The organism is Phaeodactylibacter xiamenensis, assembly GCF_000759025.1.
GTDB lineage: Bacteria > Bacteroidota > Bacteroidia > Chitinophagales > Saprospiraceae > Phaeodactylibacter > Phaeodactylibacter xiamenensis.
On the sequence record NZ_JPOS01000034.1, the window covers coordinates 33,118 to 56,451 of the forward strand.

Below are 23,334 nucleotides of genomic sequence, written 5' to 3' on the forward strand. Positions count from 1 at the left end.
GATAAAAGCGTTGATTAATAGCAGACAAGCTTTGCTTTTTCCGGGTTTTTCCGGTGAAAACCTGTTTTTCATATTATGATTGATCTGAGGTTATTTGTTTCAGCTCTTTTTATTGTCATTTTCGTCACCGGACTGTCATCCTGTCGCGAAAACGGGCCTAAAGACATCCGTGATTACTACTTCCCGCTGCGGGAACTGGAGGACGGTCTGGTTTATGAATACGAGCCGGTACACCTGGATTCCCTTACGCCTGCCTATTGGTATTACCGGTCGTTTATTCAGGAGGAGGGCGTGTTCCTAACCGGTACTTACTACGAGTATGACCTTGTGCCTCTTCAGTTGGTGCGTGAGGAGCTGGTACGCAACGGTATGCTGGTACAGGATGTTTATTTGTACGAAGAAGAGGCCGATAGCTCCGGGCAGCAGAACCGCACAGCCGTTGAGGTGTTGCAGGGAAGTGCCTTCCCCTTTGAGGTTACAGACGGCTCGGGTGTTTTTTTATATAAAATCCGCTGGGCGCCTCCGCAGGACAGTGGGGCGGTGATCACACTGGTGAAAAACCGGCGCTACCTGAAAGACACCGTGGTACAGGCGCTGGGGGCAACCCACGATGCGGTGGTCTTTGAGGTACGCGAGTTGCTCTCTTATGACAAGGAAGGTGTTTTTGAACAGGAATACGGCGGCCGTGAAATTTATGCGGAAGGCATAGGGCTGGTTTATTACGATAAGAAAATTGGCGGGAGCATGGCGTTGAGTTATGCGCTTAAACGCCGGTATCCCATGAACGAACTAGAAGAACAGTATGAACAAAGAATCAGAGCAGCGCAGTAAATATGGATGGTTAGCGATAATCCTTTTTCTTGCCCCATGGGCCTCCCTTTCGGCGCAGATCGCTCCGCCTGAGTTTTTGTGTGTCAGCAATGATACCCTGCGCTGGGACCTGCCGGTGGTCAACTGCGGCCCGGTTAATAGTTATGAAATCTACGCCAGCCAAAACGAGAACGGGCCTTACACCCTTCTGGCCTCCGTCACAGATCTTGCCATTGATTTTTTCTACCACGATTCGCCCGGGGCCGGCACCTGGTACTATTACTTGCAAACCAATGCCGACTGCCCCGGAGAACCGGTGGTGGCTTCTGATACCCTCGATTCGCTTATTCCGCTCCCGGCGGTACTGCAGTCTGTCTCTGTAGAGAATGGGAACGTGGTTATCAACTGGGGCGAGAGCCCTTCCCCGGAAGTCGTGGGCTACATCATTTCCCGGGAGGTAGATGGAGTCGGCTCGGTGGTCCTCGATACCGTCTTTTCCGGCAATACTTATCTGGATACCGGAGCAAGCCCGGGCGCTCAGCAGGAAACCTACTTCATTGAATCGATTGACCCCTGCGGCAATAAAAGTATTGTTGCTGCACCCCATTCGACCATTTTGCTGGAAGCCAGTGACTTCGACAACCCCTGCATCCGCAATGTGACGCTTTCCTGGACACCTTACATCGGATGGAATAGCGGCGTGGCAGAGTACCGGATTTTCGAAGCTGCCGATAGTTCTTCCTGGGCTTTGGCCGGGACGGTGGATGGGGCTGAAACCGAATTCCAATACGAAACCACTGAGAACGGGCGTGAGTATTGTTTTTCCATCGTTGCCATTCAAAATAATGGAGATCAGCAAGCCCGGTCGAATACGGTTTGCGCCACCGCCATGATCAACGACCCGGTGGAAACCCTCGTGATGGCCAATGCCACCGTTATGAATGGCGAAGTACAGCTCCAATGGTTTTGGAACGATAATGCACTCATTGACAGCTACACCCTGCAGCGGGCCGGTGCTAATAGCAATTTTGCCGGTTTGCTTACGCAGCCTCCGGTTCTGCCACTCAGCAATCAAAATACATACACGGATGCGGGTATCAACCCTTCCACTGAGTCCTACTCCTATCAGGTGCTGACCACGGATGCCTGTGGGGTGGAGATGACCTCCAATACTGCTGCAACCATTTGGCTGCAAGCAGAGGGCCAAAACGGCATCAACACCCTGGAATGGACCCCATACACCAACGGGCAGGGCACCCTTCAAGGCTACCGGGTCTTCCGATTGGAAGCTGGTGCGCCGATAGAGCTGGGCTTTTTCGACTCCAACACCCTGACTACCGCCGATGAGGTAGACCTCAGCGACCCGGATCAGGCTCAGGCCTGCTACTTCGTGGAGGCAGAAACCATGGTTGAAGTCGGTACAGACACGGTGATAGCCCTCCAAAGCCGCTCGAACCTTGCCTGTGCAATACAGACTGCCAAGGTCTATGTCCCCAATGCCTTTTCTCCCAATAACGATGGCGTAAACGATATCTTTCGCCCCTACCTCCAGTTCGGTACCCCATTAGCCTACAGCCTTCGGATATTTGACCGCTGGGGCGGGCTCGTCTTTGAATCCCAGGATTACGATCAAGGCTGGGATGGGCTGCGTGGTACGGAGCCTTTAAATATCGGCGCCTACGCCTATCAGCTCCGTATCGAGCAGGCAGACGGCACCCTTATTGAGCGTTCCGGAGAGATCTACCTCGTTCGTTAAAAAAGAATAGCGGAAGGGAAACTTTATGTCCCGTTCCCCCGTTTTCCTATTGTCCTCAAGCAAAGGATAAAATTAGTGCCTAAAAGCTGGGTACTTTTGAAAAAAGCTTTATATTTGCATTCCGCTAAAAATACAGCGGTAGACGGTTGGGTGGCCGAGTGGCTAGGCAGAGGTCTGCAAAACCTCGTACGGCGGTTCGAATCCGCTCCCAACCTCTAAGCACTTCACAGCCTCTTCGCGACAGCGAAGGGGTTGTTTGCATTTCAGGCAGGTCGAAAGTTCACTTTCGTAAGCGGCTGAAACGCAAACAGCCCACCGCCGATAGGCGGAGGCTGCGGAGGGCTTTGAATCTTTGTCCCGGCGCCGAAGCTAATGGCGAAGGCGGCCCCATCTTCGGAAGGGGCGCAGCCCAATCCGCTTTCCCAAGTCCTTTCTGACAGCCCCTCTCTAAAGAAAAGCACAAGCCATGCCCATAGCAGACAGCTTGTGCCTCACCATACATCAGGTGTTTAAGGACGGGAATCATGCTCCCTGGTAAAATTGGGGTTTAGTCAGGCAGAGGTCATGCCCCTGCCAAATCAGCGGACAAGCAACCTGCCAGCCAGTATTTTTTATCATCGGTTTGGATGCGATAGAGATACAGGTCACTACTCAGGCTTGCCCGGTCAATTCGTGGCATAGCTTAACTGGTATTATCATTTTTGCAGAAAGCTGGATAAAAGTATTGTTAGGGCTACCCGTGCGGCATAGGCGAATGAGGCGGTTGGATTGGATATGGCTGTGAGAAGTGCTTCTCTCAGCTAGCCTTCTCCGAAGGCGTTAGGGCACAAAAGCCCTCATGGCGTAGGGCTGTCCAATATACAGCCCCAGCCATAAGAACAAAAAATTAGTGTATGAGACTAAAAATGTATCAGCGCGGCTCTTCCGTAATAGAATGGCCTGGCTAATCTTTATATTCATGCTTTACCCAATCTACCTCCATCGTCCACTCCCCCTCCATTGGAGAATCGGTAATCTTTGCATAATTCAAAATCGCAAACATGGGCTCCGGATAGTTGTCGCCTTGCCCAATATTGCGGTACACTTCTTTGCCGTCCAGGCGGTAGACCAGATCACTGCCTTCCCATTCTACGGCATACTCATGATATTCGTTTAGCGTAGCATCAACGCCCTTGCGCATGCTCCACCAGTCTCCTTTATCACATTCTCCCAGGCTTTTTATCGCTCCCGTGGTAAAGTGGTCCTTTTGATGGTCACCGTGGTGTTCGAAAATATCAATTTCACCAGATCCGGTCATCGGCCAGCAAACCTTTTCATCTTCCTCCTGAACGGGTGGCTCATTGTTTTGGGCACCCAAAATCCACCATGCAGGGAACATGCTGGCTTCTCCGTTGCTCCACAGCCTCAGTCTGGCAGTCCATCTTCCCTTAATGAATTCTTTGCGGTTTTTTGAGGTGATGCGGCCAGCGACAAACTCTGTATCGGGGTGCTGTTTCCCATATTTGTCCAAATTGTCGCAGGGGCGCTTTTCTCCGATGTTGACGACCTTTAATTTTAATGTGCCATCACTCACCTCCCGGGTGCCGAATTCTCCATCGGGGACATAGCAGTGCGTTTCATTGTTTACCCAGATACGCTGATCCTGCCAGTTTTCCGGGTCGAATGTATCAAAGTCATCAAAGAAATCCACCTTCCAGACAGGGGCCGTATGGTCATCTTTTGTTTCTTGATGCCCTAAATAGAGGGTTAAGTTTAAGGAGACAACAACCCCCATGGTTAAAACATACTTCATTGTAATTGATGTTGGTGATCAGTTAGATTTTATCTTATTGAAGGGGGGCGTAAAAGCTGAGAAGGGCCTTTTCCTGAGGCTGTTTTTTCGCAGACTTGCAAAATGGGCTCAGCCCTCAAAAGCAGCGTTGAGCCATTCAGAGCCCACAGCCCCCCCCTTTGGGTTGGTTAGTCAAGCTTGATCAGCTTTTTTGAACAGGCAGAGCCATCTGAAAACCGGATTAATAAATAGTAGCAACCGCTTGGCTGCCTACCAAGAGATATCGTTTCTTCAATGTGCTCTGCTTTTGGGAGAGGCCTGTTTATAATGACCTGACCATCTGTAGCGTATACCTGCAGGCGCAATGCTTGTTTCTCCGGTGTACTCAGTTGTACCTGGTACGTGCCCTCAGAAGGGTTTGGGAAAACAGTTACCAGCTCGTCTGATTCTTCCTGAGTCGAGGAAGTCCCCAGGTTGAACTCTATCCAGTTCAGGTTGAAAGGAGCGGCAGTGATTCGTGCTCTGAGCGTATAGCGCCCCGTGGGGAGATCTGCCATTTGCTGAGTTGTAGACCAGCTTTGCCAATCGCCCGTTGGTGTGAAACTTACATTCTGAATGACGAAAGCATTTCCTGCTGTATCTATGAGTTGCAGCTCCATTCCTCCGGTGCCAAATTGGGATGCCGTACGGTAGCTAACCTGATAGGCTCCCGGAGTAGTGATATTGACTTCGTAGTCTAGATAATCGCCTGGGTCAAGATAGGCAATGTTCTGCCCGCCCCCTTGATCGGTAGTTTCTTCGAGCTCGATGCCTTGCTGCACACGGAAAGCTTCCGCTTCGACCCGGCCAGGCAATTGGTGAACGAATGGGAGATTGTTTTTAACTTTTTCGAGGGTAAAAGGGCTGAGGGCACCCCCATCATTAGCCATCACCTCACTTCCACTGTAAGATATCCGGATATCTTCTGTTGATTTCAGAAGATAATCTACCGAAAAGAGGAATTGTTTATGGTTGTCCGGGTCGATTTTCACCGAAGCAACGGGCACACTATTTCCGTCTACATGTATCTCAAAACCGCTGGGCGCAGCCGGCAGTGCCTCATTCATAGCTTTGTTGGTGTTCATTTTTATGGTGTACTCATCTACAGTGGAAGCTTCCATAAACCGAGTGAGCACCTCTGCCGGAGCAAGCGCTGTGCCAACGAATTCGAAACTGCTGATGTTGAAGCCGGCAGCATCAATATAAAGCCGGATTTTTTGGGCATTGCTATCAAGGATGACATTGGGGATGACAACTGTTTCCCAGTTTTGCCAGCCTCCGGTCGGAGGCATAAAGCTGGTTGGCGTGATGGCAGTGCCATCGGCAGCAAAGTGCAGCCTGCCACCGGAACCGCCGGAAGCGACCCTAAGGTGGATGTCATATACCCCGCTTTCCATAATGTCTGACTCGTACTGCATCCATTCGTCCGTCTCCGTAAAGCCAACGTTGAACCCATTGGTATTGAGGGTATCTGCGCAGGGCTCAATATCCACGCCATCGTTTCGGTAAGCCCAGCCATTATTCCAGGCCGTGTAGTTGCCGGTGGATACATGGTAGTTGGCAACTACTTTGTCGTAGTAAGCTTCCCCAACGACCCCCATATCAAAGTCAGTGGCGTGGATAACTCCGGGTATGGTATGCGGCTGATGGTAAGGTACCGTTTCATCAGAGCGCACCTGCCTGAACATGGCGTCAATGACATCTTGCTGAAATATACAGTTTTCCGTTTTCAGCCCTTCAGTGATTTCCATAAGTGTGGCGGCTGCAAATGCCGGATCAGGGGCAGGGCCATTACCGTTCCAATAATCCAGCAGTGATTGGTATTCCTCGGTTTTGACCACTGAAAGAGGACCGGAAATGGATTCAATTTTTTTCATAGGCCACCAGGCCCAGCCAATGCCCAGGTCTTCCAGAAGTCGGATGGCATCCCGGAACCATACATTGGAGTTTTCTCCACTCTCTCCAAGGTAGAGTGGGACGTTATAAGTGTTCCGGATATCCAGCACCCACTGCATGGTGGCTACATCATTATTGGACCAGTACTTATGAGGGGAATAAACGATATTGTCATCCCACGGTGGTGTCAGGCCCGTAAAATCATTGGCCCACCAGTTGCCTTCGATGATGAGCATGTGAGTGGTATCCACGGTGCGAATACTATCTGTGGCTTCTTCGTAAAGCTCCCGCAGAAGTACATTACCTGGTAGCTCCCAGTTGGGCTCGTTGAGGAGATCATATCCGGCTACCCACTGTTCGTCTGCATAGCGCTCGGCAATTTTTTTCCATAGCGCAACCATTTTGTCGCGGTTGTCTTTGCTTTCCCAAAGAGAAGGTTTGGTAGGGTCATAGTCACTAATTGCAGCGTCCTGACCCTGTCCTCCCGGTGCGGCATGGAGGTCGAGGATAACGTACATCTCGTTCTGAGCACACCATGAAATGACACTATCGGTCAGTTCAAAGCCTTTGTCCAGCCAGGTCTGCTCGCCGGGTATTGGCTCTTCTTCAATAGGCAGCGTAAATAGATTGTAGTGCATAGGCAACCGGATGGAGTTGAAACCCCAGGATTTTAGAGAATCAATATCTGATTTTCGGACGTGGTTGGCCAGCCATGCTTCATAAAACAAGTCGGTTTGTTCTTCCCCAATGAGGGCTTCGATAGCCGCTCTGATCTCATGCTGCGGATTTGCAAAACCTGAAGTTTGTAACATATATCCTTCCTGTATCATCCATCCGCCGAGCCCCATGCCACGGAGGAGTACAGTGTCTTGGTTCTCATTGACTATGGCTTGTCCATGTGTCCTCAGCAGGTGCTGTCCGGCCATTGGGCTGAGCAGGGTGAGGCAAAAAAAGCAAAGGGCAAAGGAGGTTAATTTAAGATTCATTGGGAAGTAAGTTTTATGAAGGCCTGATAATTAAATAGTGCATGTAAAGGAGGTTATTCGCCATATTCCCGATAGTGGCAAATGGCGAATAACCATCCTGATTCTAAAGCTCAACTCAATAGTTTGTGCTATCGCTGTACGATAAATTTACGGGTATAGGTAGCGGTTGCTGTATTGACGCGTACATAGTACAGGCCTGTGGCATAGTCAGTGGTGTTTATTTGGTAGAAAGCTTGTTGTGGGGTATCGAAGGTTTCTATCATTTGCCCGGCTGCGCTAATGATCTGTATTTCCTTGTCCATTGACACGACCCGCTCATTGAAAACCAGTTGGGTGAAGCCCGTGGCCAAGGTTGGGTAGAGCTCGAACAGCGTTTCATCCACGGCTACTCCATTTGTACTGGTAACCTGGCAGGAGCCATCGTTTGCGCAGTTGCCAAAACAAGCCATGATGGTTGTATCCGATTGGGTCGCTGGCAGAAACCGATCGTTGAAGCTGTTGGGGTCACCACAGGGCAGCCCCTCCAGGTTTTCCTTGCAGGACCAGTCGCCACAAGCACCATTTGTAAAGGTGTAGTAGCTCGCAAAACCTTTTGGCCTGCGCATGGTAATGGTGTAAATGCCATCGCCATCGGGGTCGATCATTGGATTGTCGCCCGGAAAACCGAAATTGTTACCACCTGCCAGGAAGACGCCCGAGGGGTCAATCATCTCAATATTTTCTGTATTGAGATGGAACGTTATATCGATAGAGTCCGTGACAATAGTACAGGAGCCATCGCCGTCACAAGTACCAAAACAGGCCAGAATAGTAGTATCTGCCGATACAGGCGGTAAGAACCGGTCATTAAAGTTGGCAGGATCGCTACAGGGCAGGCCAGCTATGTTTTCCTTGCAGCTATAGTCCCCGCAATTGCCATTGGTAAAGGTGTAGAAGCTGGAAAAGCCGACTTCCCGCTGTAGGGTAATGCTATAAATGCCATCCCCGTCCGGATCCGTTAGCTCATTGTCTCCAGGCGAGCCAAAACCGCTTCCACCTGCTATATAAAGCCCTCCCGGGTCAATCATGTCAATGGTGGCTGTGTTGAGCTCAATGGTAATATTGACCTGTGCGGTCAGGGCTGCAGTCAGTGCTGCCGAAAAGAATGCTGTAAGTACTAGTTTTTTCATTTTACTTGGTTTGATTGATAATTGATGAATAAGCCATTAACGGGTCCGGTATAATGCAGACGTTGCGTAGTGGCATAGTAGGGGCAGGGGCACCGTAGGTCATAGGCCTTATGGTGCCTGCTATTTGTGATAAATTTTGTACTATTTCCAGGTGTGCTTAGAGTGCACGTACTGATACGTTGTCTATTGTCACACCATTGGTGCCATAGTCTGCCCCACCACCTCTGATGACCAGGTACACGGTGCCTCCTTCAGTAAATTGGAACGTACCATCATCCCCGCTACAGCTGTAAGCCGTGAATAGGCCTTCAAACGGTTCGCCACCGCAGCCTTCCCAGGTATTCAAGCCAAGCCGGATGCCGCCGTCGGTATAGTCGTTGCCTGGGGTGGGCACTGTTTTCCCTGCATACACTTCAAACCAGGAATCACTTAGCCCGTTGCAAGTGACCTCCATATTGATTTGGTACACCTGATCGGCCTCCACTTCAATGGCTTGGTAGATGCCCTCCTGCCCCCAGCCACCACCAGACCAAGAAACAGCCCCATTCTCAAATGCCACTTCTACCCCATTTGAAATGGGGAGTATGCTCCAGGCTTCATCACCATCAAATTCACCGTTTTGGATGAGGTTGGGGCCCAAGATATCCGATTCGATGGAGATGGTCTGAGTGCTTTGGGCTGTACCGCCATCGGTGAAAATTTTGAAACGCACCTCATATTCGCCGCTAAGCGGGTAGGTCTTGGTAGCTTCCATTCCTTCAGCAGCCGTGTTATCGCCAAATGACCAGTGCGTGTACCAGGTTTCTACCTCAGGGGAAGCTGTAAAAGTTAGCCTATTGGGGTTTTCAGGGTCGGGGGTATAGGAGAATGCAGCCTGTTCACTGTCGGGAGGCAGGACGGCTGCGGGGCCCTCATCGGTGTTGCAACTTGACAGAAGCAGCAGCGTAAAGAGTGATAGAAGCCCGTATTGAAGTTTTATTGCTTTGATCATGCTGTTATTTTTTAGTTTACAAAAACCTATCCCTGCCGGTTAATAGCCAGGGTTCTCGATGAGCTTGGGGTTGTTGTTCACCCGGTCTTGTCCGATGGGGAAGTAGTAATGACGTGGGAAAAAGTTCATCTTTTGAGATTCGGCTACAATGGTCTCATAAGTGAAGGTCTCCTGTCCCTGATCATCCACGTGGCGCAGGGAGCGTATGCCCATAATTTGGACACTCAGCGCTTCCTCTGCAATACGCCAGCGCTTCACATCCCAGTATCGCTGGTCTTCGAAGGCCAGCTCGATTTTCCTTTCGTTTCGGATGCGGTCTCTAAGTTCAAGCCCTGAGTAAGGCTCCAGACGGAGGTGTTGCTGCAGGCCTGCACGCGTACGGATGGGCTCAATATAGCCCCGGGCTTCTTCCTCCAGCCCGAGCTCAATAGCTGCCTCGGCAGCATTAAGGTAAATTTCTCCCAGCCGGAAGATGATGCAGTCCTGTCCCGAGTAGTATTGCTGAATGAGGAGTGGTGAGGAGCTATCATTCAGGTATTTTCTTACATAAGCTCCGGTCTTTGTGGCATCGGGGTGGATCCCCATACCATCTTTACCTTTACCCGTGCCAGTATTGGTGTCGAGCTCGCCATTCCTCTCAGTAGCATACCAGGTCTCAATGCGGGAACCCTGAAAGATATCGTTATCGGTGAGCAGCGTCCCTTTGAAGCGGGGGTCGCGGTTGTCAAATGGAGCCTGAGGGTCGTACCCGGAACCTTCCTCATCAGGCAGGAGTCCGGTACTCAGCATTTCGTAGCTGTCCATCAGTTGTTTGGAAGGAGACATGCTTGAGCCCCAGTCGACCCGATAGCTGTACGGCGTATTGTAGAAGTCATAGGAGTGTCCTTTTTCAAAGGGAAGCCAGACTTTCATAAAGATGGTCTCATCTTCGGTTTCATCAACGAACAGGCGATAGTAGTTTTCGGCAGGGTCCGGGTATTGGTTGAAAAGAGTATGCCCGCTGTTACTGATGATTTCCGCTGAGGCATCCAGCGCCTGCTGATAATAAGCATCGGCATCAGAGGACGGCAGGCCTACCAGACCGTCCATTTCATAAGTGCCATATTTGGCAATGCTTCCTGCGTATAGTGCTGCGCGGGATTCCAGTGCTTTTGCCGCCCATTTTCCAGCCCGCCCTTTCAGCCCATTCCAGCGATGGGGTAGCAATTCAAATGCCAACTGTGCGTCCGACAAAACCTGATCATATACAGCCTGTTCTGTATCCCGCTCCGGGAAGTATTCTTCCTCCGGGGTGGTATTAGGGTCTTGAGGCTCCAGAATGATGGGTACGCCACCGTAGCGTTTCGCCATTGCAAAATAACAGTATGCCCGCATGAAGTACAGCTCGCCTAAGCGGTGGTCCCGCTCTTCCGGGGTGAGGACATCCTGGCCCACGGCTTCGATGTTTTGAAGCGCGTAGTTGATTTTCCAGATGTTAAAATACCCCCACCAGTCCAATGGCCAGGTATTGTTGGCAGTCCCCCAGTTGCCGGGCCGGAAAGTATTGGAGGCTGGAGTCCAGGCATAAGTACTGCGTGCCAGGTCAGAAAGAATTTCACGATGGGCACCCCAGCCCGCACCACCGCCAAAGTCTTTAAGGTAGTCCCATGGCATATCGTCATAGATCTTATAGATGTAAGCATCGATTAGTGCCTGATCTCTCCAGACGTCGCTGTCGGTGATCCGGTCTAGTGGGGGCTGATTCAGGTAATCCTCACTGCAACCAACAAAAAATAAAGTAAGCAGGAGGAGTAGAAGAGTATTGCGGTTCATTTTGGCTAAGTTTTAAAGTGTCAGATTGATTCCACAGGTGAAAGACCGAAGCTGAGGATAGTACCAGCCTACGGAAGATTGCATCTGTGGATCAAATTCTTCGTCAAAGTTTTTCAGGACCAATAAATTATGACCGGTCACGAATAACCGGACTTCGTCAAACCCCCTGAGCCTTTCAAGGAGTAATTTGGGAATGGAGTAGCTTAAGTTGACGTTCCTCAGGCGAATGTGGCGGCCGTCGCGCATCCAAAAATCTGAATATCGGTAGTTGTTGTCGTTAAAGCCTCCATCGGTAATGCGCGGATATGCTGCATCTGTGTTTTCGGGCGTCCAGTAGTCCATCTGGTAGGTGTAACCATTGAAACCGTTTCGCAGGGGGCTTTGTGCTTCTCCGTCAATATAGATGTCGTAACCGGCAGCACCAGTGAGCAGCACAGAGCAATCGAAGTTTTTATAGCTGGCCGATAGATTTAGGGAATAGTTCAACGCGGGCTTATCGCCATCACCAAATACCCTTTGGTCACGGACATCAATAATGTTGTCGCCGTTAAGGTCTACGTATTTGACATCTCCTGGCTGCAGGCTGTTGTTCTCATTGCCATCTTGTATTGGGCTTTGATTAATTTCCTCCTGAGTTTGGAACAGCCCGTCCGAAATATAGCCTCTTCTCAGGTTGGTATATCCTCCGGTGACTGTCAGGTTTTGCCGCATAAAGGGATCTTCAAAGAAGGCCTCGTCAATGAATACTGCCGTTTCCCGGGCGCGGGAAAAGTTGAGCATGGCACCTAGTGTGAGGTCCCGGTTTACCTTTTTATTGTAATTGAGGGATACCTCAAAGCCTTCATTGGAGTAGGCGTGCAAATTTTGGGCAGCCAGACCAACCCCAAGGGTACTGGGCACACTGCCAGAAGCAAAGGCCAGTACATCAGTCCGGTCGCGGTAAAAATAATCGAAGGATACCGTTAGGCTATTGTCCAGAAAAGCGGCATCGAAACCGACATCATAGGTGGTAATGGTCTCCCAAGTGAGGGCTTCATTGGCCAGGGCCGTATTATTGATAGTTGGAATGGCTGTTTCGTTGATGGCAAAGAAACCATCGTAGACAAATCCGGACAGCCATTGATACGCTCCGGTGCCATCATTACCAGCTGTACCCACGGAAGCACGAAGTTTGAGGTTTTGAATAACACCTCTCGCCCCGTCAAAGAAACCTTCCTCTGATAATCGCCAGCCTGCGGAGACTGAAGGGAAGAAACCCCACTCCCGGCCGGGGGCAAAACGTGAAGAACCGTCATAGCGGAAAGACGACTCTATCAGGTATTTTGCTTTGTAATCATAGCTCAGGCGACCTACCAGGCCCAAACGGTTCTCCCGGTACTCCCCACCGTTGGCATCCTTATTTTCATTCGATCCGGCAAAAAGTTGATCAATAAGGGTAGACTGAAAATCCTGCCGCCGGCCAAAGAAGTTTTGTCCACTGTTATTTTGCAGCTCCCCGAGTAAAAGAGCCGAAACGCTATGCTGCCCAAACTGTTGATCATAGTTAATAGACTGCTGTACAACGTAGTGGTTGTTAAAATTAGTTGACTGCGTCAGTACCGTCTCGCTGAACGAGCCTTCCGGACTGGCTGTAAAAGCATCGTACTCGCCGGTTTGACGGTTCAGGGTATATAGCTCATAGCTTTTGCCCCATTCCTTGGCGAAGTTGGTATTGTAGACCAGGGAGCCATAAGACTTGATGCTAAGACCGGGCACTTGATTGACATCCCATTGCAGGGACAGCTTCGTATCAATATTATTGTTCCGGGCCCGGTAGTAGCCGGCGTTGAAGTCGCGAATGCCTTCAAGGATATGGTTGGGGCTGAAGCTGGGGCGCGCGGGGGTGCCATCTGGATAGTAAGCCAGATCGGTTGGAAGGGCACGGCTGAGTTCCCGGAAAATATTGAATGCGGAGTAGGCAGGGGCTTCATTAAGCCGGCGCCGGCCTGATAGTTTGAAATCCAGGATCAGGTTATCGGTGATGTTGGCATTGATATTTGACCGTAGGTTGAACTGCTGATACCCGAGGACGTCTTTCGTGTAGTTGGAGCCCTGATCCAGAAAACTGGCAGATACAAAGTACCGCACTTTTTCGCTACCACCATTAAGGTTGAGGTTGTGGCGTTGCTGGAAGCCGTAATCGTTAAACATCAGGGCTTTCCAGTCTGTATCGGGATAGTTGATAGGATCAGACCCCGAACGGAAGGTCTCCACTTCGTCTTCTGTATAAAATGGAGCCTGCCCTGCATTCAACAGTCCTTCATTGAGCACGGTAGCGCGCTGAGCGAAATTGAGAAAGTCTGGATAGGAGGTAAATGACGTAAAGGTAAACTGATTGTCATAGCTTAGTTTGGGTTTTCCCATCGTGCCTCGCCGGGTGGTAACAAGGACTACGCCGTTGCCCCCTTGCACCCCGTATACGGAGGCTGCCGCTGCATCTTTAAGAACGGTAATGCTTTCGATCTCATTGGGGGCGAGCTCGTCAATATTGCCCGGAGACCCATCTACAATGACCAGGGCGTTACCGAAATTGCGCACCTCAAAAGAGGACCCGCTAAAGCCAGGCTCTCCGCTCCCCTGACGCACAAACAAGCCTGCCGCCAGGCCTTCCAGCCCATTGCTGACATTAGCCACCGGCAGCTTTTTTAGCGTTTCTTCATCCACAGTGGAAACCGCTGAGGTCAGCTTTGCTTTGGATTGACGGCCGTAGCCAACCACCACCACTTCCTCCAATGTCTCCCCTGAAGTTAAGGCTATGTCAATTACGGTCTTTCCACCAATATCAATGGTTTGATCAGCATAGCCGGTGTAAGAGAAACGCAATTGCCTGGCGGTATCGCTGACCACTAGCACGTAGGCTCCGTTGATATCGGCAATTGTGCCATTTGCTGTTCCGACAACCAGGACGTTGGCTCCGATTAGCGGATCACCCGAATCGGCATCCGTGATGACCCCGCTGATGCTGATTTGTGCATTCAGATGGGCTGAGCCCAACATCAATAGCACCAAAATGACGAATGGATAGAGTAGGGTATTTTGCTTCATAATCGTGGTTTGTTTTTTCACTTTCTGAAGCCCAATAATCCAAAAGCCTATCCATTTTCCGCAATTTTACACTACGACAAACCTACTACAGGCAATATTCTCTTGCAAAAACGCTGTGTTTTAAGGGTTTATAATGCACTGAAAAACAAAGATGTAGGGTTAGTCTGTTGTTTTAAACCCGGTGATATACTTGTTAAGGTCCTCTTCTTTGCCCAATTCTAACCTTTTTTTAAGCCGGTAGCGGCCCTGCTCCACTGCCCGGGTCGATATATTGAGCAGAAAAGCAATTTCCTTTGTGCTCAGATTGATGCGGATCAGGGAGCACAGCCGCAAGTCATTTTGGGTCAGTGCGGGATGCTTGGCGAGGAGGGACTGGAAAAAGTCCTGGTCGACTTGATTGAAGTAGATATCAAAATCTTTCCAATGGTCTTCGTTGCGGAGTTCGGCATCAAGTTTTCTGACCACACTGGTCAACGGGGCGCCCGATTGCTGCTGTACTTTTAGCAAATCATCTTTGAGGCCGGTAAGAATTTCGTTCTTGTGAGCCATTTGTACTGTTGAGAACATAAGCTTAGAGGTCTTAGCCTCTATCTCAGCCGCCATTTTCTCATTTTTCAACCTTAGGAGTGCTCTGTTATGAACAGCCTCCTTACGTTTCAGGATGAGATAAATGCCAATAGCTGCCAAGCAGATAATTGAAAGGGCTATTAAGACGCGAAACCAAGAGGTTTGCCAAAAAGGAGGTTGAATATGCACATTAATGGAAGCCATCTGCTCCTGATACTTTACCTTGAAAGTGTAATCGCCCGGGTCTAAATTGGTATAGCTTACCCGGTTTTGGCCAGCTTCTGTTTCCTGCCACTGATCATCAAAGCCCTGCATGATAAATGAGTATTGATAATCCATTGGGTTGGTATAATCAATAGCAGAGAAGCTGAATGAGAAGGATTTATCGAGATAGCTGAGTTGAATGTGTTCTGCTTCTTCGATAGGGCGCTCCAGGATCACCCGGCCATCTACCTTTTGCCCGGCTTTGATCGTCTGATTGAAAATTTTAAAATCGGTCAGGATGATGGTGCCAGCAAAAGCTTCGGTATTCAACTGGCTCGTTTGTATGGTATTGAGCCCATTAGTGCCCCCGAAGAAGAGCCGCCCGTCATTTGCTGCGAGCAGGGCAGACTGATTGAACTGATTGGCATTCTGGTGCGTACGGAAGTCAAAGTTTTGAATGTCCATAGTTTCAGGGTCTAGGCGGCTGATACCCTCAAAGGTGGTCACCCAGATCATGCCCCGTTCATCTTCAGTAATGCCCATAACGCTATTAGCCACTAATCCTTGACTTTTCCCTATCCGCTTAAACCGGCCATTGCCCAACCATTGGTTGAGCCCTCCCCCCTCTGTGCCGATCCAAAGATTACCCTGACTATCCTGAAAAATGCTACGGATGGCGTTATTACTGATCGAATAGGGGTCTTCAGGGTTATAGCGAAAGTGTTCAAATTCCTTACGGCTTTCCACCCAGCGGTCAAGCCCCTGATCGGTCGTGCCTACCCATATCTGATCGCTTTGGTCTGCGTAAACGGCCATGATGTTGAGGTCTGCCAGGCTTTGGGGATTGCCGGGCTCGTGGCGAAGGTATTGGTTTTCAAGGGTTTCCGGATCTAGCACCACGATACCCTCCCCCATAGTGCCCACCCACAATTCCCCGTTTTGGCGTTCTGCAATGGACCAAACGCTGTAAGGCGGTCCAAGTACATGCTCAAAGGTTTGGTTTTCTGGCTTATAACGATCAAGCCCTGCTCCGAATAAGCCGACCCAGAGTTGATTTCTGCTATCCTCAAATAGCGCTTTCACTACATTTCCGGCAATGGAGCGTTTGTCATTTGCCTGGTGCCTGAATGGAGGTATAATAAACTGGCTTTGCTCCGGGGTAAGCCTGTTGAGTCCGCCCCCATCGCTGCCAATCCATACTACACTGTCATGGGTTTGGGCCAGAGCGAGGATAGAGCGATTATAGAGGGTGCTGCTGCCTGTCATTCCCGGTGCAAATTGCCGGAACCAGACTTTCCGGGGTTTATAGATGTTGATGCCTCCGTTGTAAGTTCCGATCCAGATATTTCCCGTCCGGTCTTTTTCTATACAATATAGCGCGTCACTGTTCAGCCCCGTTTTGTTTTTTACCTGATACCTGTATTCAGTTATTTCTTCTGTATCAGGACTATAAACATTAAGCCCACCCCCATCTGTGGCAATGAAAACAGTGCCATCTGGCATTTTGCAGATGTCTCTCACGCCGTTAGAGCTGAGTGGGCGTTCTTCAAGGCCAGGGGCAAAATGAATATAGGAACGGTCCCGGATATCCATCCGGTATAAGCCTGTACCTTCAGTACCTACCCATAAATGCTCATCGTCCAGCAATAGCTTTTTCCGGTAGCCGCTCATATTCGGATGATTGGGCAACATGGGGTGGCTCAACTGGAACTGATGGTCTTTACCCAGTATGTTGAGCCCCCCACCGGCCGTAGCGACCCAAATTGTACCGTATTTGTCTTCTTTGATATCAAAAACGACATCGCTGGAGAGTCCGCTATTGGCTTGAGTATAATGGCGGGTCGTGCCGTCTGAAGGGGTGTACCGAAGCAACCCGCCTTCAATCGTTGTGATCCAGATCTGGCCTTCCTGATCTTCCAGGAATGAGGTAATCTCGTGGTCTGCAATAAATATAAAAGCAGAGTCCTGATTTAGGCTGATAAATCGGTCATTGTGAACCTGCCGATAGTAGATGCCATTCTTACTCGTCCCCACCCATAAATTGCCTTTGCGGTCCTCATACAAGGCAGTGATTTTCGCACCGAACAATCCCAGGTTTTCTTCCTCTTCGTTGAGGGACTGAACAACTTCAAAGTTGTAGCCATCATATTTATTAAGCCCGTGCTGGGTGCCTGCCCATAAATAGCCATATCGGTCCTGAAGCAGGCAATGCACTGTATTATGAGACAAACCGTCACTGATGGTGAGGTGGTCAAAAAACAACTCGGTATAAGGCTGCTGGCTGGTGCCGGCTATCGCAAGTATTACACAAAAAAATACCCCCAATAATCGTTGCATGGATCGCTTTTACTTCTCGTGTACGTAACTTTGCTAAGTTACAAGAAGTAAATTGATTAAAAGTCAACCGCTCCTGTTTGATTTTCATAACTATCCGTTTGAAAACCATTAGCCCCTGCCTGTGCTTTTCGCTGACCTTTGCATTAAATCAATGCAAAGGAGAATATCATGAACGAAAATATTAAAGGAAAAGTCATCATCATCACCGGGGCAAGCAGCGGGCTCGGCGAGGCCGCGGCAACGCATTTGTCAGGGCTCGGAGCAACCGTTGTACTTGCAGCCCGGCGCTCAGCGCGAATTGAAAATTTGGCGAAAGCCATCACCGATAAGGGCGGTAATGCCCTGGCTGTGACCACCGATGTGACGGATAAGGTGCAGGTGCAGCACCTGGTAGACACCACAGTGGATACGTTCGGCCGGGTGGATGTGCTCATCAATAACGCCGGGCTGATGCAGCAGTCCCCGCTTGATAGCGGGAAGCTGGAAGAGTGGGATAATATGATTGACATCAACATCAAAGGCGTGTTATACGGGATCGCTGCGGTTTTGCCACAAATGCAGCAGCAAAAATCCGGGCATATCATTAATGTGTCTTCCGTAGCCGGTCATAAGATAACGCCTGCCGGCTCTGTATACTGTGCCACGAAGCATGCGGTGCGGGCCATTTCGGAAGGGCTGCGGCAGGAGGTGAAGCCATATAACTTGCGCACCACCATCATTTCTCCGGGCGCTGTGGATACGGAATTGCCCAACCACATCACCCACGAAGCCTCCGCAGAGGGCATTCAGGGCTTTTACCAACACTATGCGATCCCGGCTGAACCCTTTGCCCGGGCAGTAGCTTACGCGATTGAGCAGCCTGAAGAGGTCGATATCAATGAGGTGCTGTTCCGGCCAACGGCGCAGGCGCTGTAGCGGGTAACAACAAGCTGCAGGCATTCGCTTTGGTCCGCGGCTTTCCTTTTTCCGGAAAAAATATTAACTATGACTACTGATGCAAACCGCCTGGATCCGTTTTTTCAATGAAATTGCTCATGCTATGGACTCCATCGAGACACTGGAAGAATTCTACAAGCGAAAGTTCGAACTGCTGCCGGAAGAAGTGGAGGAAGGCATTGGCCATTTCAATATCTTTCACATAGCGCCTTTCCGGGAGGGGCAGCGGACTTCTGTGCCGTACCGCCGCCGCGATTTTTATAAGGTCATGTTACTCAAGGGCAACAGTCAGGTGTACTATGCGGACAAAGTGTACCAAATTCAGAATCAGGCGCTGGCATTTTCCAACCCCCTCATTCCTTACAAATGGGAGCATCTGGACAAGATGTTCGATGGGGTGTACTGCATCTTTAATACCCCATTCTTCCATAACTTCCATCAGCTGGCCGATTATGAGATATTCCAGCCTGGGGGCAACCACATCTTTGAGCTGACGGACGAGCAGGCCGCGGAAGTGCAGCAGATTTTTGAGGAAATGGAGCAGGAGTTCAATTCGGTGTACAAGTACAAATTTGATGTGGTCCGCAACCGCGTGCTTGACCTCATCCACTACGGGCTAAAGCTGGAGCCTTCCACTTCCATACAGCGGCATTCTGTGGATGCCGCCTACCGGATATCCCGTTTATTCACCGAGCTGCTGGAACGGCAATTCCCCCTTGACGAGCAGCACCCGGAGATTGCACTGCGCGCGCCTTCCGAATTTGCAGAACAGCTCAATGTGCATGTCAACAGCCTCAACCGCGCCGTGAAATCCACCATGAGCAAGACCACCTCTGAGGTGATTGCTGAGCGCCTCGTGCAGGAGTCTAAGGTACTGCTTCGGCATACCGACTGGAGTATTTCAGATATTGCCTTTGCATTGGGCTTTCGGGAGGTCACTCATTTTAGTAATTTCTTCAAAAAGCACATGCAACTGCCGCCTTCGGGATTCCGGTCGGGGGCAGCTGTTTGATTTTCGTAAGTATCCGTTTGGCAAGCATAAGGCACTAAGCCCCTTTATCCTGACATTTGGACTATCGAACCAATAGGTACAGCCTTATGAAACGGCATTTCCTTTTTTCATTGCTTGTATTGGCGTTCCTGAAAAGCTTTGCACAGGACCACCCCGGCACCCTGCAGGTCCGTCACATTGATCAGGCCATCACGCTGGATGGGGCATTGGAAGAGGCCGTTTGGGAAACAGCGGATCGAATCACTGGCTTTTGGCAGTACTTTCCTTCCGATTCTGTACGCGCCCGTCAATCCACGCAGGTGAAAATCCTGTACGATGATGAAAATATCTACGTGGGCATCTATGCCGTTTCTGCTGCGGATAACTACGTGGCCACAAGTCTGCAACGCGATTTTAGCGGAGCGAGCAACGACAACGTCTCTGTCCTCTTCGATACCTTTAGCGACGGGGCGAATGCTTTCCTGTTTGGGGTCACGCCCTACGGTGTACAACGGGAGGTACTGATCTCGGAAGGGGGCATATCAAGGGGCTTCAATCCCGCCTGGGATATGAAATGGCGGGCGGAGGTTCAACGCTTTGACGGCTACTTCACCGCTGAAATGATCATCCCACTGACGTCCATGAAATTCCCGGAAGGCGAGCGTCGGTGGCGGTTTCAAGCCTACCGGTTCGACTATCAGGCGCAGGAGCATAGTGCCTGGGCGCGGGTGCCACAGAATCAGTTGCTGTCCAACCTGGCTTTTATGGGCGATTTGGAATTCGAGGAGCCTCTGGGCAAATCCCGTACTCCTTTCGCGGTCATTCCCTACATCAACACACTGGGACAGCAGGATGGTGCGGCGGGCACCTCAGATGTGTCTCTCAAAATAGGCGGCGATGCCAAGCTGTCCATTGGCAATGGCATGAACCTGGACATTACAGCCAATCCGGACTTTTCCAATGTCGAAGTGGATGCCATTTTCACCAACCTGACCCGCTTCGAGGTCCTGCTGCCCGAGCGCCGTCAGTTCTTTATTGATAATAGCGACCTGTTTAATTCTTATGGCAGCATCTACAATGATGCTTCGCCCTTCTTCTCGCGCCGCATCGGACTGGCCCGGGATACTGCTGGCAACCTCATCCAAAACCGTATCATCGGCGGGGCACGCCTGAGCGGCAAACTGGACGAAAACTGGCGCCTGGGCTTCCTGAGTATCCAAACCGATGAAGACCGCCCCAATGAAATCCCTTCCAACAATAACACCATGCTGGCGCTGCAGCGCAAAGTCTCCGCCCGTTCCAATATCGGTGCCTTTTTCATCAATCGGGAAACAGTGGGGAATTACGAATTTCAATCGCCGGAGGAGCTGTACAACCGGGTGTACGGTATCGATTACAACCTGGCGTCCAAAGACAACCGCTGGACAGGGAAGTTTTACGTGCATCAATCTCTGCAGCCGGACGATACAAAGGGCAATCTCTCCGCTCAGGCTACCGTCACTTACGATGACCGCTTCTGGAATTTCACGGCTGACATCGTGTCCGTAGACGAAGGATTCCAGTCCGATCTGGGCTTTATCCCCCGCAAGGACATCATCAAGTACGGCATGGGCGGAGGGCGTACTTTCTACCCCAGAAGCGGCATTGTCAACAAACATGTCCTGCGGCTGGTTTCCCTTACCTTTTGGCGGCCTGGCCTGGACTACCAAAGAACCGATCAGCTCTGGCGCCCGGAATACACGATCGAGTTCCGCGATCAGTCCAATCTACGGATGCGATACTTCGATCAGTTCATTTTCCTGGCCAATGATTTCAACCCTACGGGAAAGACGGGTAGTCCTATTCCCGGCAATACCGGCTATGACTTCAACCAACTGGAGGCGACCTATACCTCCAATATCACAAGCCCTTTTACCTATACGCTGTCCACTACACAGGGGCAGTTTTTTAATGGCAACTACACCTCCTACGGGCTGACGCTCGGCTACCGCCTGCAACCTTACGCCAGCTTTAGCATTGATACACAGTACGACCGCATCCGGCTGCCCGGCGACATACCGGATGCCGACTTCTGGCTGCTCACGCCCCGGGCAGAGGTGACCTTCTCCCGCTCCGTCTTCTGGACGACCACCATTCAGTACAGCAATCAGCGGGACAATATCGGGGTGAACTCCCGCCTGCAGTGGCGTTTTGCCCCATTGTCTGATTTATTCCTGGTCTACAACGATAACTACTTCCCCAATAGCTGGAGCCCGAAATTCCGCTCCCTCAATTTGAAACTGACTTATTGGTTGAATCCAAAATTATAGCTTTATGAGACCTTTTATCTTGTTTTTTTGCTTCACCACTTTCCTGCTCGTTTCCTGTGCACAACCGGCGGACGAGCCTGAATCTTCCGATACGCTGAATGACATTTTCCCGAAAGGGCAAAAGGGGTCGGCTGAGCTCTTCACCGGCAATGCCTACAACTACGGTCTGGTGCCCATGGACTCTACCTATACCACCCTCGTAGGAAATGTGTATTTTGAGCCGGGCGCGAGAAGCAACTGGCATACTCATCCGGCCGGACAAATCCTCATCATCACCGATGGGGTAGGCTACCACCAAATCGAAGGGCAGCCCCGGGAGACCCTCCGCAAGGGGGATGTGGTACAATGCCCGCCCAATGTGAAGCACTGGCACGGCGCGAGCGAGGAGACCGGTTTGCAACAGCTGTACATCGTGCCCAATACCGAAAAAGGGGTCGTCAACTGGATGGAACCGGTGACAGATGAAGTTTATACAGCGCAATAAAAACTAAGTCATGAAAAAAATAGCACTTTGCTTAATACTGGCTGGACTATCCATCAGCCTGCAGGGGCAGCAGGATATTTTTCAGCGCGCAGCGATTGTCTCTCCCGAAATCAACGAAGATGGCACGGTCATCTTCCGCCTGATGGGGCCGGAGGCCAATGAAGTATCCATTAGCGGAAGCTGGATGTCCGCGTCGTCATTCCAGCTTATGCAAAAACAGGGAGACAGTCTCTGGGTCCACACCACGCAGGTATTGGAACCTGGCTTTTACCGCTACAGCTTTACCATCGATGGGGTGCGGGCCATTGATCCGGCCAATGCTCATGTAATCCGTGATGTGGCGTCGATTTCTAACGTATTCCTTTTAGAAGGTGGCAGAGCGGATCATTACAAAGTACAAGACGTGCCGCACGGAAGTGTGGCTTACCGTTGGTACGATTCCCCGGGGAATGACAAAAAACGCCGCCTGTCGGTATACACGCCTCCGGGCTATGAGGGCAGCACCAGGGATTATCCCGTACTCTACCTGCTCCACGGCATTGGAGGGGACGAGGAAGCCTGGCTGGGTTCAGGTCGGGTGGCTCAGATCATGGACAACCTCATCGGGGCGGGAAAAGCCAAGCCGATGATCGTCGTGATGCCCAATGGGAATGTGGCTCAGGAAGCTGCGCCGGGCAAAGGCAGTGCAGGCTTTGTACAGCCTACCTTCATGCTGCCGAACACCATGGATGGGCAGTTTGAACAAACCTTCGGCGATATCATGAACTTCGTGGAATCCAACTACCGGACCCTGGGCACCAAAGAGGGCAGAGCCATAGCCGGACTTTCGATGGGCGGGCACCACACTGCATATATCTCTCTCAATTACCCAAATACATTCAATTATATTGGCTTGTTTTCCGCTGCGCTGAATGTCAATCCGGAAGGCCTGCCCGATTCGCCTGTCTATCAAGGCTTGGAGGAGAAGCTGATTGCTCAGAAGGGGAACGGCTACGCCCTCTACTGGATCGCTATCGGAGAGGAGGATTTTCCCATACTGTACCAAGGGGTGCAGCAACACCGAAAGCTACTGGATAAACTGGGTATGGAGCATACCTACCTGGAAACAGCAGGCGGGCATACCTGGGCCAACTGGCGGCGTTATCTGACCGAATTTGTCCCCTTAATTTTTATAAACGATTAACCAACAACC

Annotated in this window: 14 protein-coding genes and 1 tRNA gene; 8 read left to right on the forward strand and 7 right to left on the reverse strand. The window is 50.6% G+C overall.

The features are described from left to right. The first annotated feature begins 75 nt into the window (after positions 1–75). The 3 genes from IX84_RS12965 to IX84_RS12975 all read left to right on the forward strand — a co-directional run bounded on the left by IX84_RS12965 (position 76) and on the right by IX84_RS12975 (position 2,781). The gene (locus IX84_RS12965; protein ID WP_044221277.1) at positions 76–831 is read left to right on the forward strand and encodes a hypothetical protein; all 756 of its coding nucleotides are present in this window, start codon (positions 76–78) and stop codon (positions 829–831) included. Continuing rightward, on the forward strand, positions 803–2,566 hold the full coding sequence (locus IX84_RS12970; RefSeq protein WP_044221280.1) for a T9SS type B sorting domain-containing protein: 1,764 nt from the start codon (positions 803–805) through the stop codon (positions 2,564–2,566). The genes IX84_RS12965 and IX84_RS12970 overlap by 29 nt, the downstream gene beginning before the upstream one ends. 144 nt (positions 2,567–2,710) lie before the next feature. After that, positions 2,711–2,781: transfer RNA gene (locus IX84_RS12975), tRNA-Cys, on the forward strand. Positions 2,782–3,509: 728 nt separating this feature from the next. Here the strand turns inward: IX84_RS12975 and IX84_RS12980 are convergent. The 7 genes from IX84_RS12980 to IX84_RS13015 form a co-directional block, all read right to left on the reverse strand. Then, positions 3,510–4,358: a glycoside hydrolase family 16 protein gene (locus tag IX84_RS12980; protein ID WP_173426307.1), complete on the reverse strand. Its 849-nt coding sequence runs from the start codon at positions 4,356–4,358 to the stop codon at positions 3,510–3,512. A gap of 167 nt (positions 4,359–4,525) precedes the next feature. Next, positions 4,526–7,258, reverse strand: a complete 2,733-nt coding sequence (locus tag IX84_RS31855; protein ID WP_081968740.1) for a carbohydrate-binding protein — start codon at positions 7,256–7,258, stop codon at positions 4,526–4,528. A gap of 128 nt (positions 7,259–7,386) precedes the next feature. Continuing rightward, entirely contained in the window at positions 7,387–8,427 is a 1,041-nt protein-coding gene (locus tag IX84_RS12995) for a T9SS type A sorting domain-containing protein (RefSeq protein ID WP_044221287.1), read from the reverse strand. 157 nt (positions 8,428–8,584) lie between these two features. After that, positions 8,585–9,418, reverse strand: a complete 834-nt coding sequence (locus IX84_RS13000) for a PKD domain-containing protein (protein ID WP_202965249.1) — start codon at positions 9,416–9,418, stop codon at positions 8,585–8,587. 39 nt (positions 9,419–9,457) lie between these two features. After that, positions 9,458–11,230, reverse strand: a complete 1,773-nt coding sequence (locus IX84_RS13005; RefSeq protein ID WP_044221290.1) for a RagB/SusD family nutrient uptake outer membrane protein — start codon at positions 11,228–11,230, stop codon at positions 9,458–9,460. A 12-nt stretch (positions 11,231–11,242) separates the two neighbouring features. Then, positions 11,243–14,314, reverse strand: a complete 3,072-nt coding sequence (locus IX84_RS13010; RefSeq protein ID WP_081968741.1) for a SusC/RagA family TonB-linked outer membrane protein — start codon at positions 14,312–14,314, stop codon at positions 11,243–11,245. 159 nt (positions 14,315–14,473) lie between these two features. Further along, entirely contained in the window at positions 14,474–17,422 is a 2,949-nt protein-coding gene (locus IX84_RS13015) for a ligand-binding sensor domain-containing protein (RefSeq protein ID WP_081968742.1), read from the reverse strand. A gap of 168 nt (positions 17,423–17,590) precedes the next feature. Between IX84_RS13015 and IX84_RS13020 the strand changes: the two genes are divergently transcribed. The 5 genes from IX84_RS13020 to IX84_RS13040 all read left to right on the forward strand — a co-directional run bounded on the left by IX84_RS13020 (position 17,591) and on the right by IX84_RS13040 (position 23,325). Next, positions 17,591–18,337 (forward strand): SDR family oxidoreductase, encoded by a 747-nt coding sequence (locus IX84_RS13020; RefSeq protein WP_044221296.1) that lies wholly within the window; start codon positions 17,591–17,593, stop codon positions 18,335–18,337. 79 nt (positions 18,338–18,416) lie between these two features. Beyond that, positions 18,417–19,370, forward strand: coding sequence for a helix-turn-helix domain-containing protein (locus tag IX84_RS13025; protein ID WP_238578277.1), 954 nt, complete (start codon positions 18,417–18,419; stop codon positions 19,368–19,370). A gap of 86 nt (positions 19,371–19,456) precedes the next feature. Next, positions 19,457–21,658, forward strand: a complete 2,202-nt coding sequence (locus tag IX84_RS13030) for a carbohydrate binding family 9 domain-containing protein (RefSeq protein WP_044221298.1) — start codon at positions 19,457–19,459, stop codon at positions 21,656–21,658. Positions 21,659–21,662: 4 nt separating this feature from the next. After that, complete coding sequence (locus IX84_RS13035) at positions 21,663–22,142, forward strand: cupin domain-containing protein (protein ID WP_044221301.1); 480 nt, start codon at positions 21,663–21,665, stop codon at positions 22,140–22,142. A gap of 10 nt (positions 22,143–22,152) precedes the next feature. Further along, a complete protein-coding gene (locus IX84_RS13040; RefSeq protein ID WP_044221304.1) occupies positions 22,153–23,325 on the forward strand; it encodes an alpha/beta hydrolase in 1,173 nt (390 codons plus the stop codon). The last annotated feature ends 9 nt before the right edge of the window (positions 23,326–23,334 follow it).

Coding starts and splice junctions, on each gene's coding strand:
- IX84_RS12965 (WP_044221277.1), top strand. CDS start 76: ATGATTGATCTGAGGTTATTTGTTTCAGCTCTTTTTATTGTCATTTTC.
- IX84_RS12970 (WP_044221280.1), top strand. CDS start 803: ATGAACAAAGAATCAGAGCAGCGCAGTAAATATGGATGGTTAGCGATA.
- IX84_RS12980 (WP_173426307.1), bottom strand. CDS start 4,358: ATGAAGTATGTTTTAACCATGGGGGTTGTTGTCTCCTTAAACTTAACC.
- IX84_RS31855 (WP_081968740.1), bottom strand. CDS start 7,258: ATGAATCTTAAATTAACCTCCTTTGCCCTTTGCTTTTTTTGCCTCACC.
- IX84_RS12995 (WP_044221287.1), bottom strand. CDS start 8,427: ATGAAAAAACTAGTACTTACAGCATTCTTTTCGGCAGCACTGACTGCA.
- IX84_RS13000 (WP_202965249.1), bottom strand. CDS start 9,418: ATGATCAAAGCAATAAAACTTCAATACGGGCTTCTATCACTCTTTACG.
- IX84_RS13005 (WP_044221290.1), bottom strand. CDS start 11,230: ATGAACCGCAATACTCTTCTACTCCTCCTGCTTACTTTATTTTTTGTT.
- IX84_RS13010 (WP_081968741.1), bottom strand. CDS start 14,314: ATGAAGCAAAATACCCTACTCTATCCATTCGTCATTTTGGTGCTATTG.
- IX84_RS13015 (WP_081968742.1), bottom strand. CDS start 17,422: ATGCAACGATTATTGGGGGTATTTTTTTGTGTAATACTTGCGATAGCC.
- IX84_RS13020 (WP_044221296.1), top strand. CDS start 17,591: ATGAACGAAAATATTAAAGGAAAAGTCATCATCATCACCGGGGCAAGC.
- IX84_RS13025 (WP_238578277.1), top strand. CDS start 18,417: ATGCAAACCGCCTGGATCCGTTTTTTCAATGAAATTGCTCATGCTATG.
- IX84_RS13030 (WP_044221298.1), top strand. CDS start 19,457: ATGAAACGGCATTTCCTTTTTTCATTGCTTGTATTGGCGTTCCTGAAA.
- IX84_RS13035 (WP_044221301.1), top strand. CDS start 21,663: ATGAGACCTTTTATCTTGTTTTTTTGCTTCACCACTTTCCTGCTCGTT.
- IX84_RS13040 (WP_044221304.1), top strand. CDS start 22,153: ATGAAAAAAATAGCACTTTGCTTAATACTGGCTGGACTATCCATCAGC.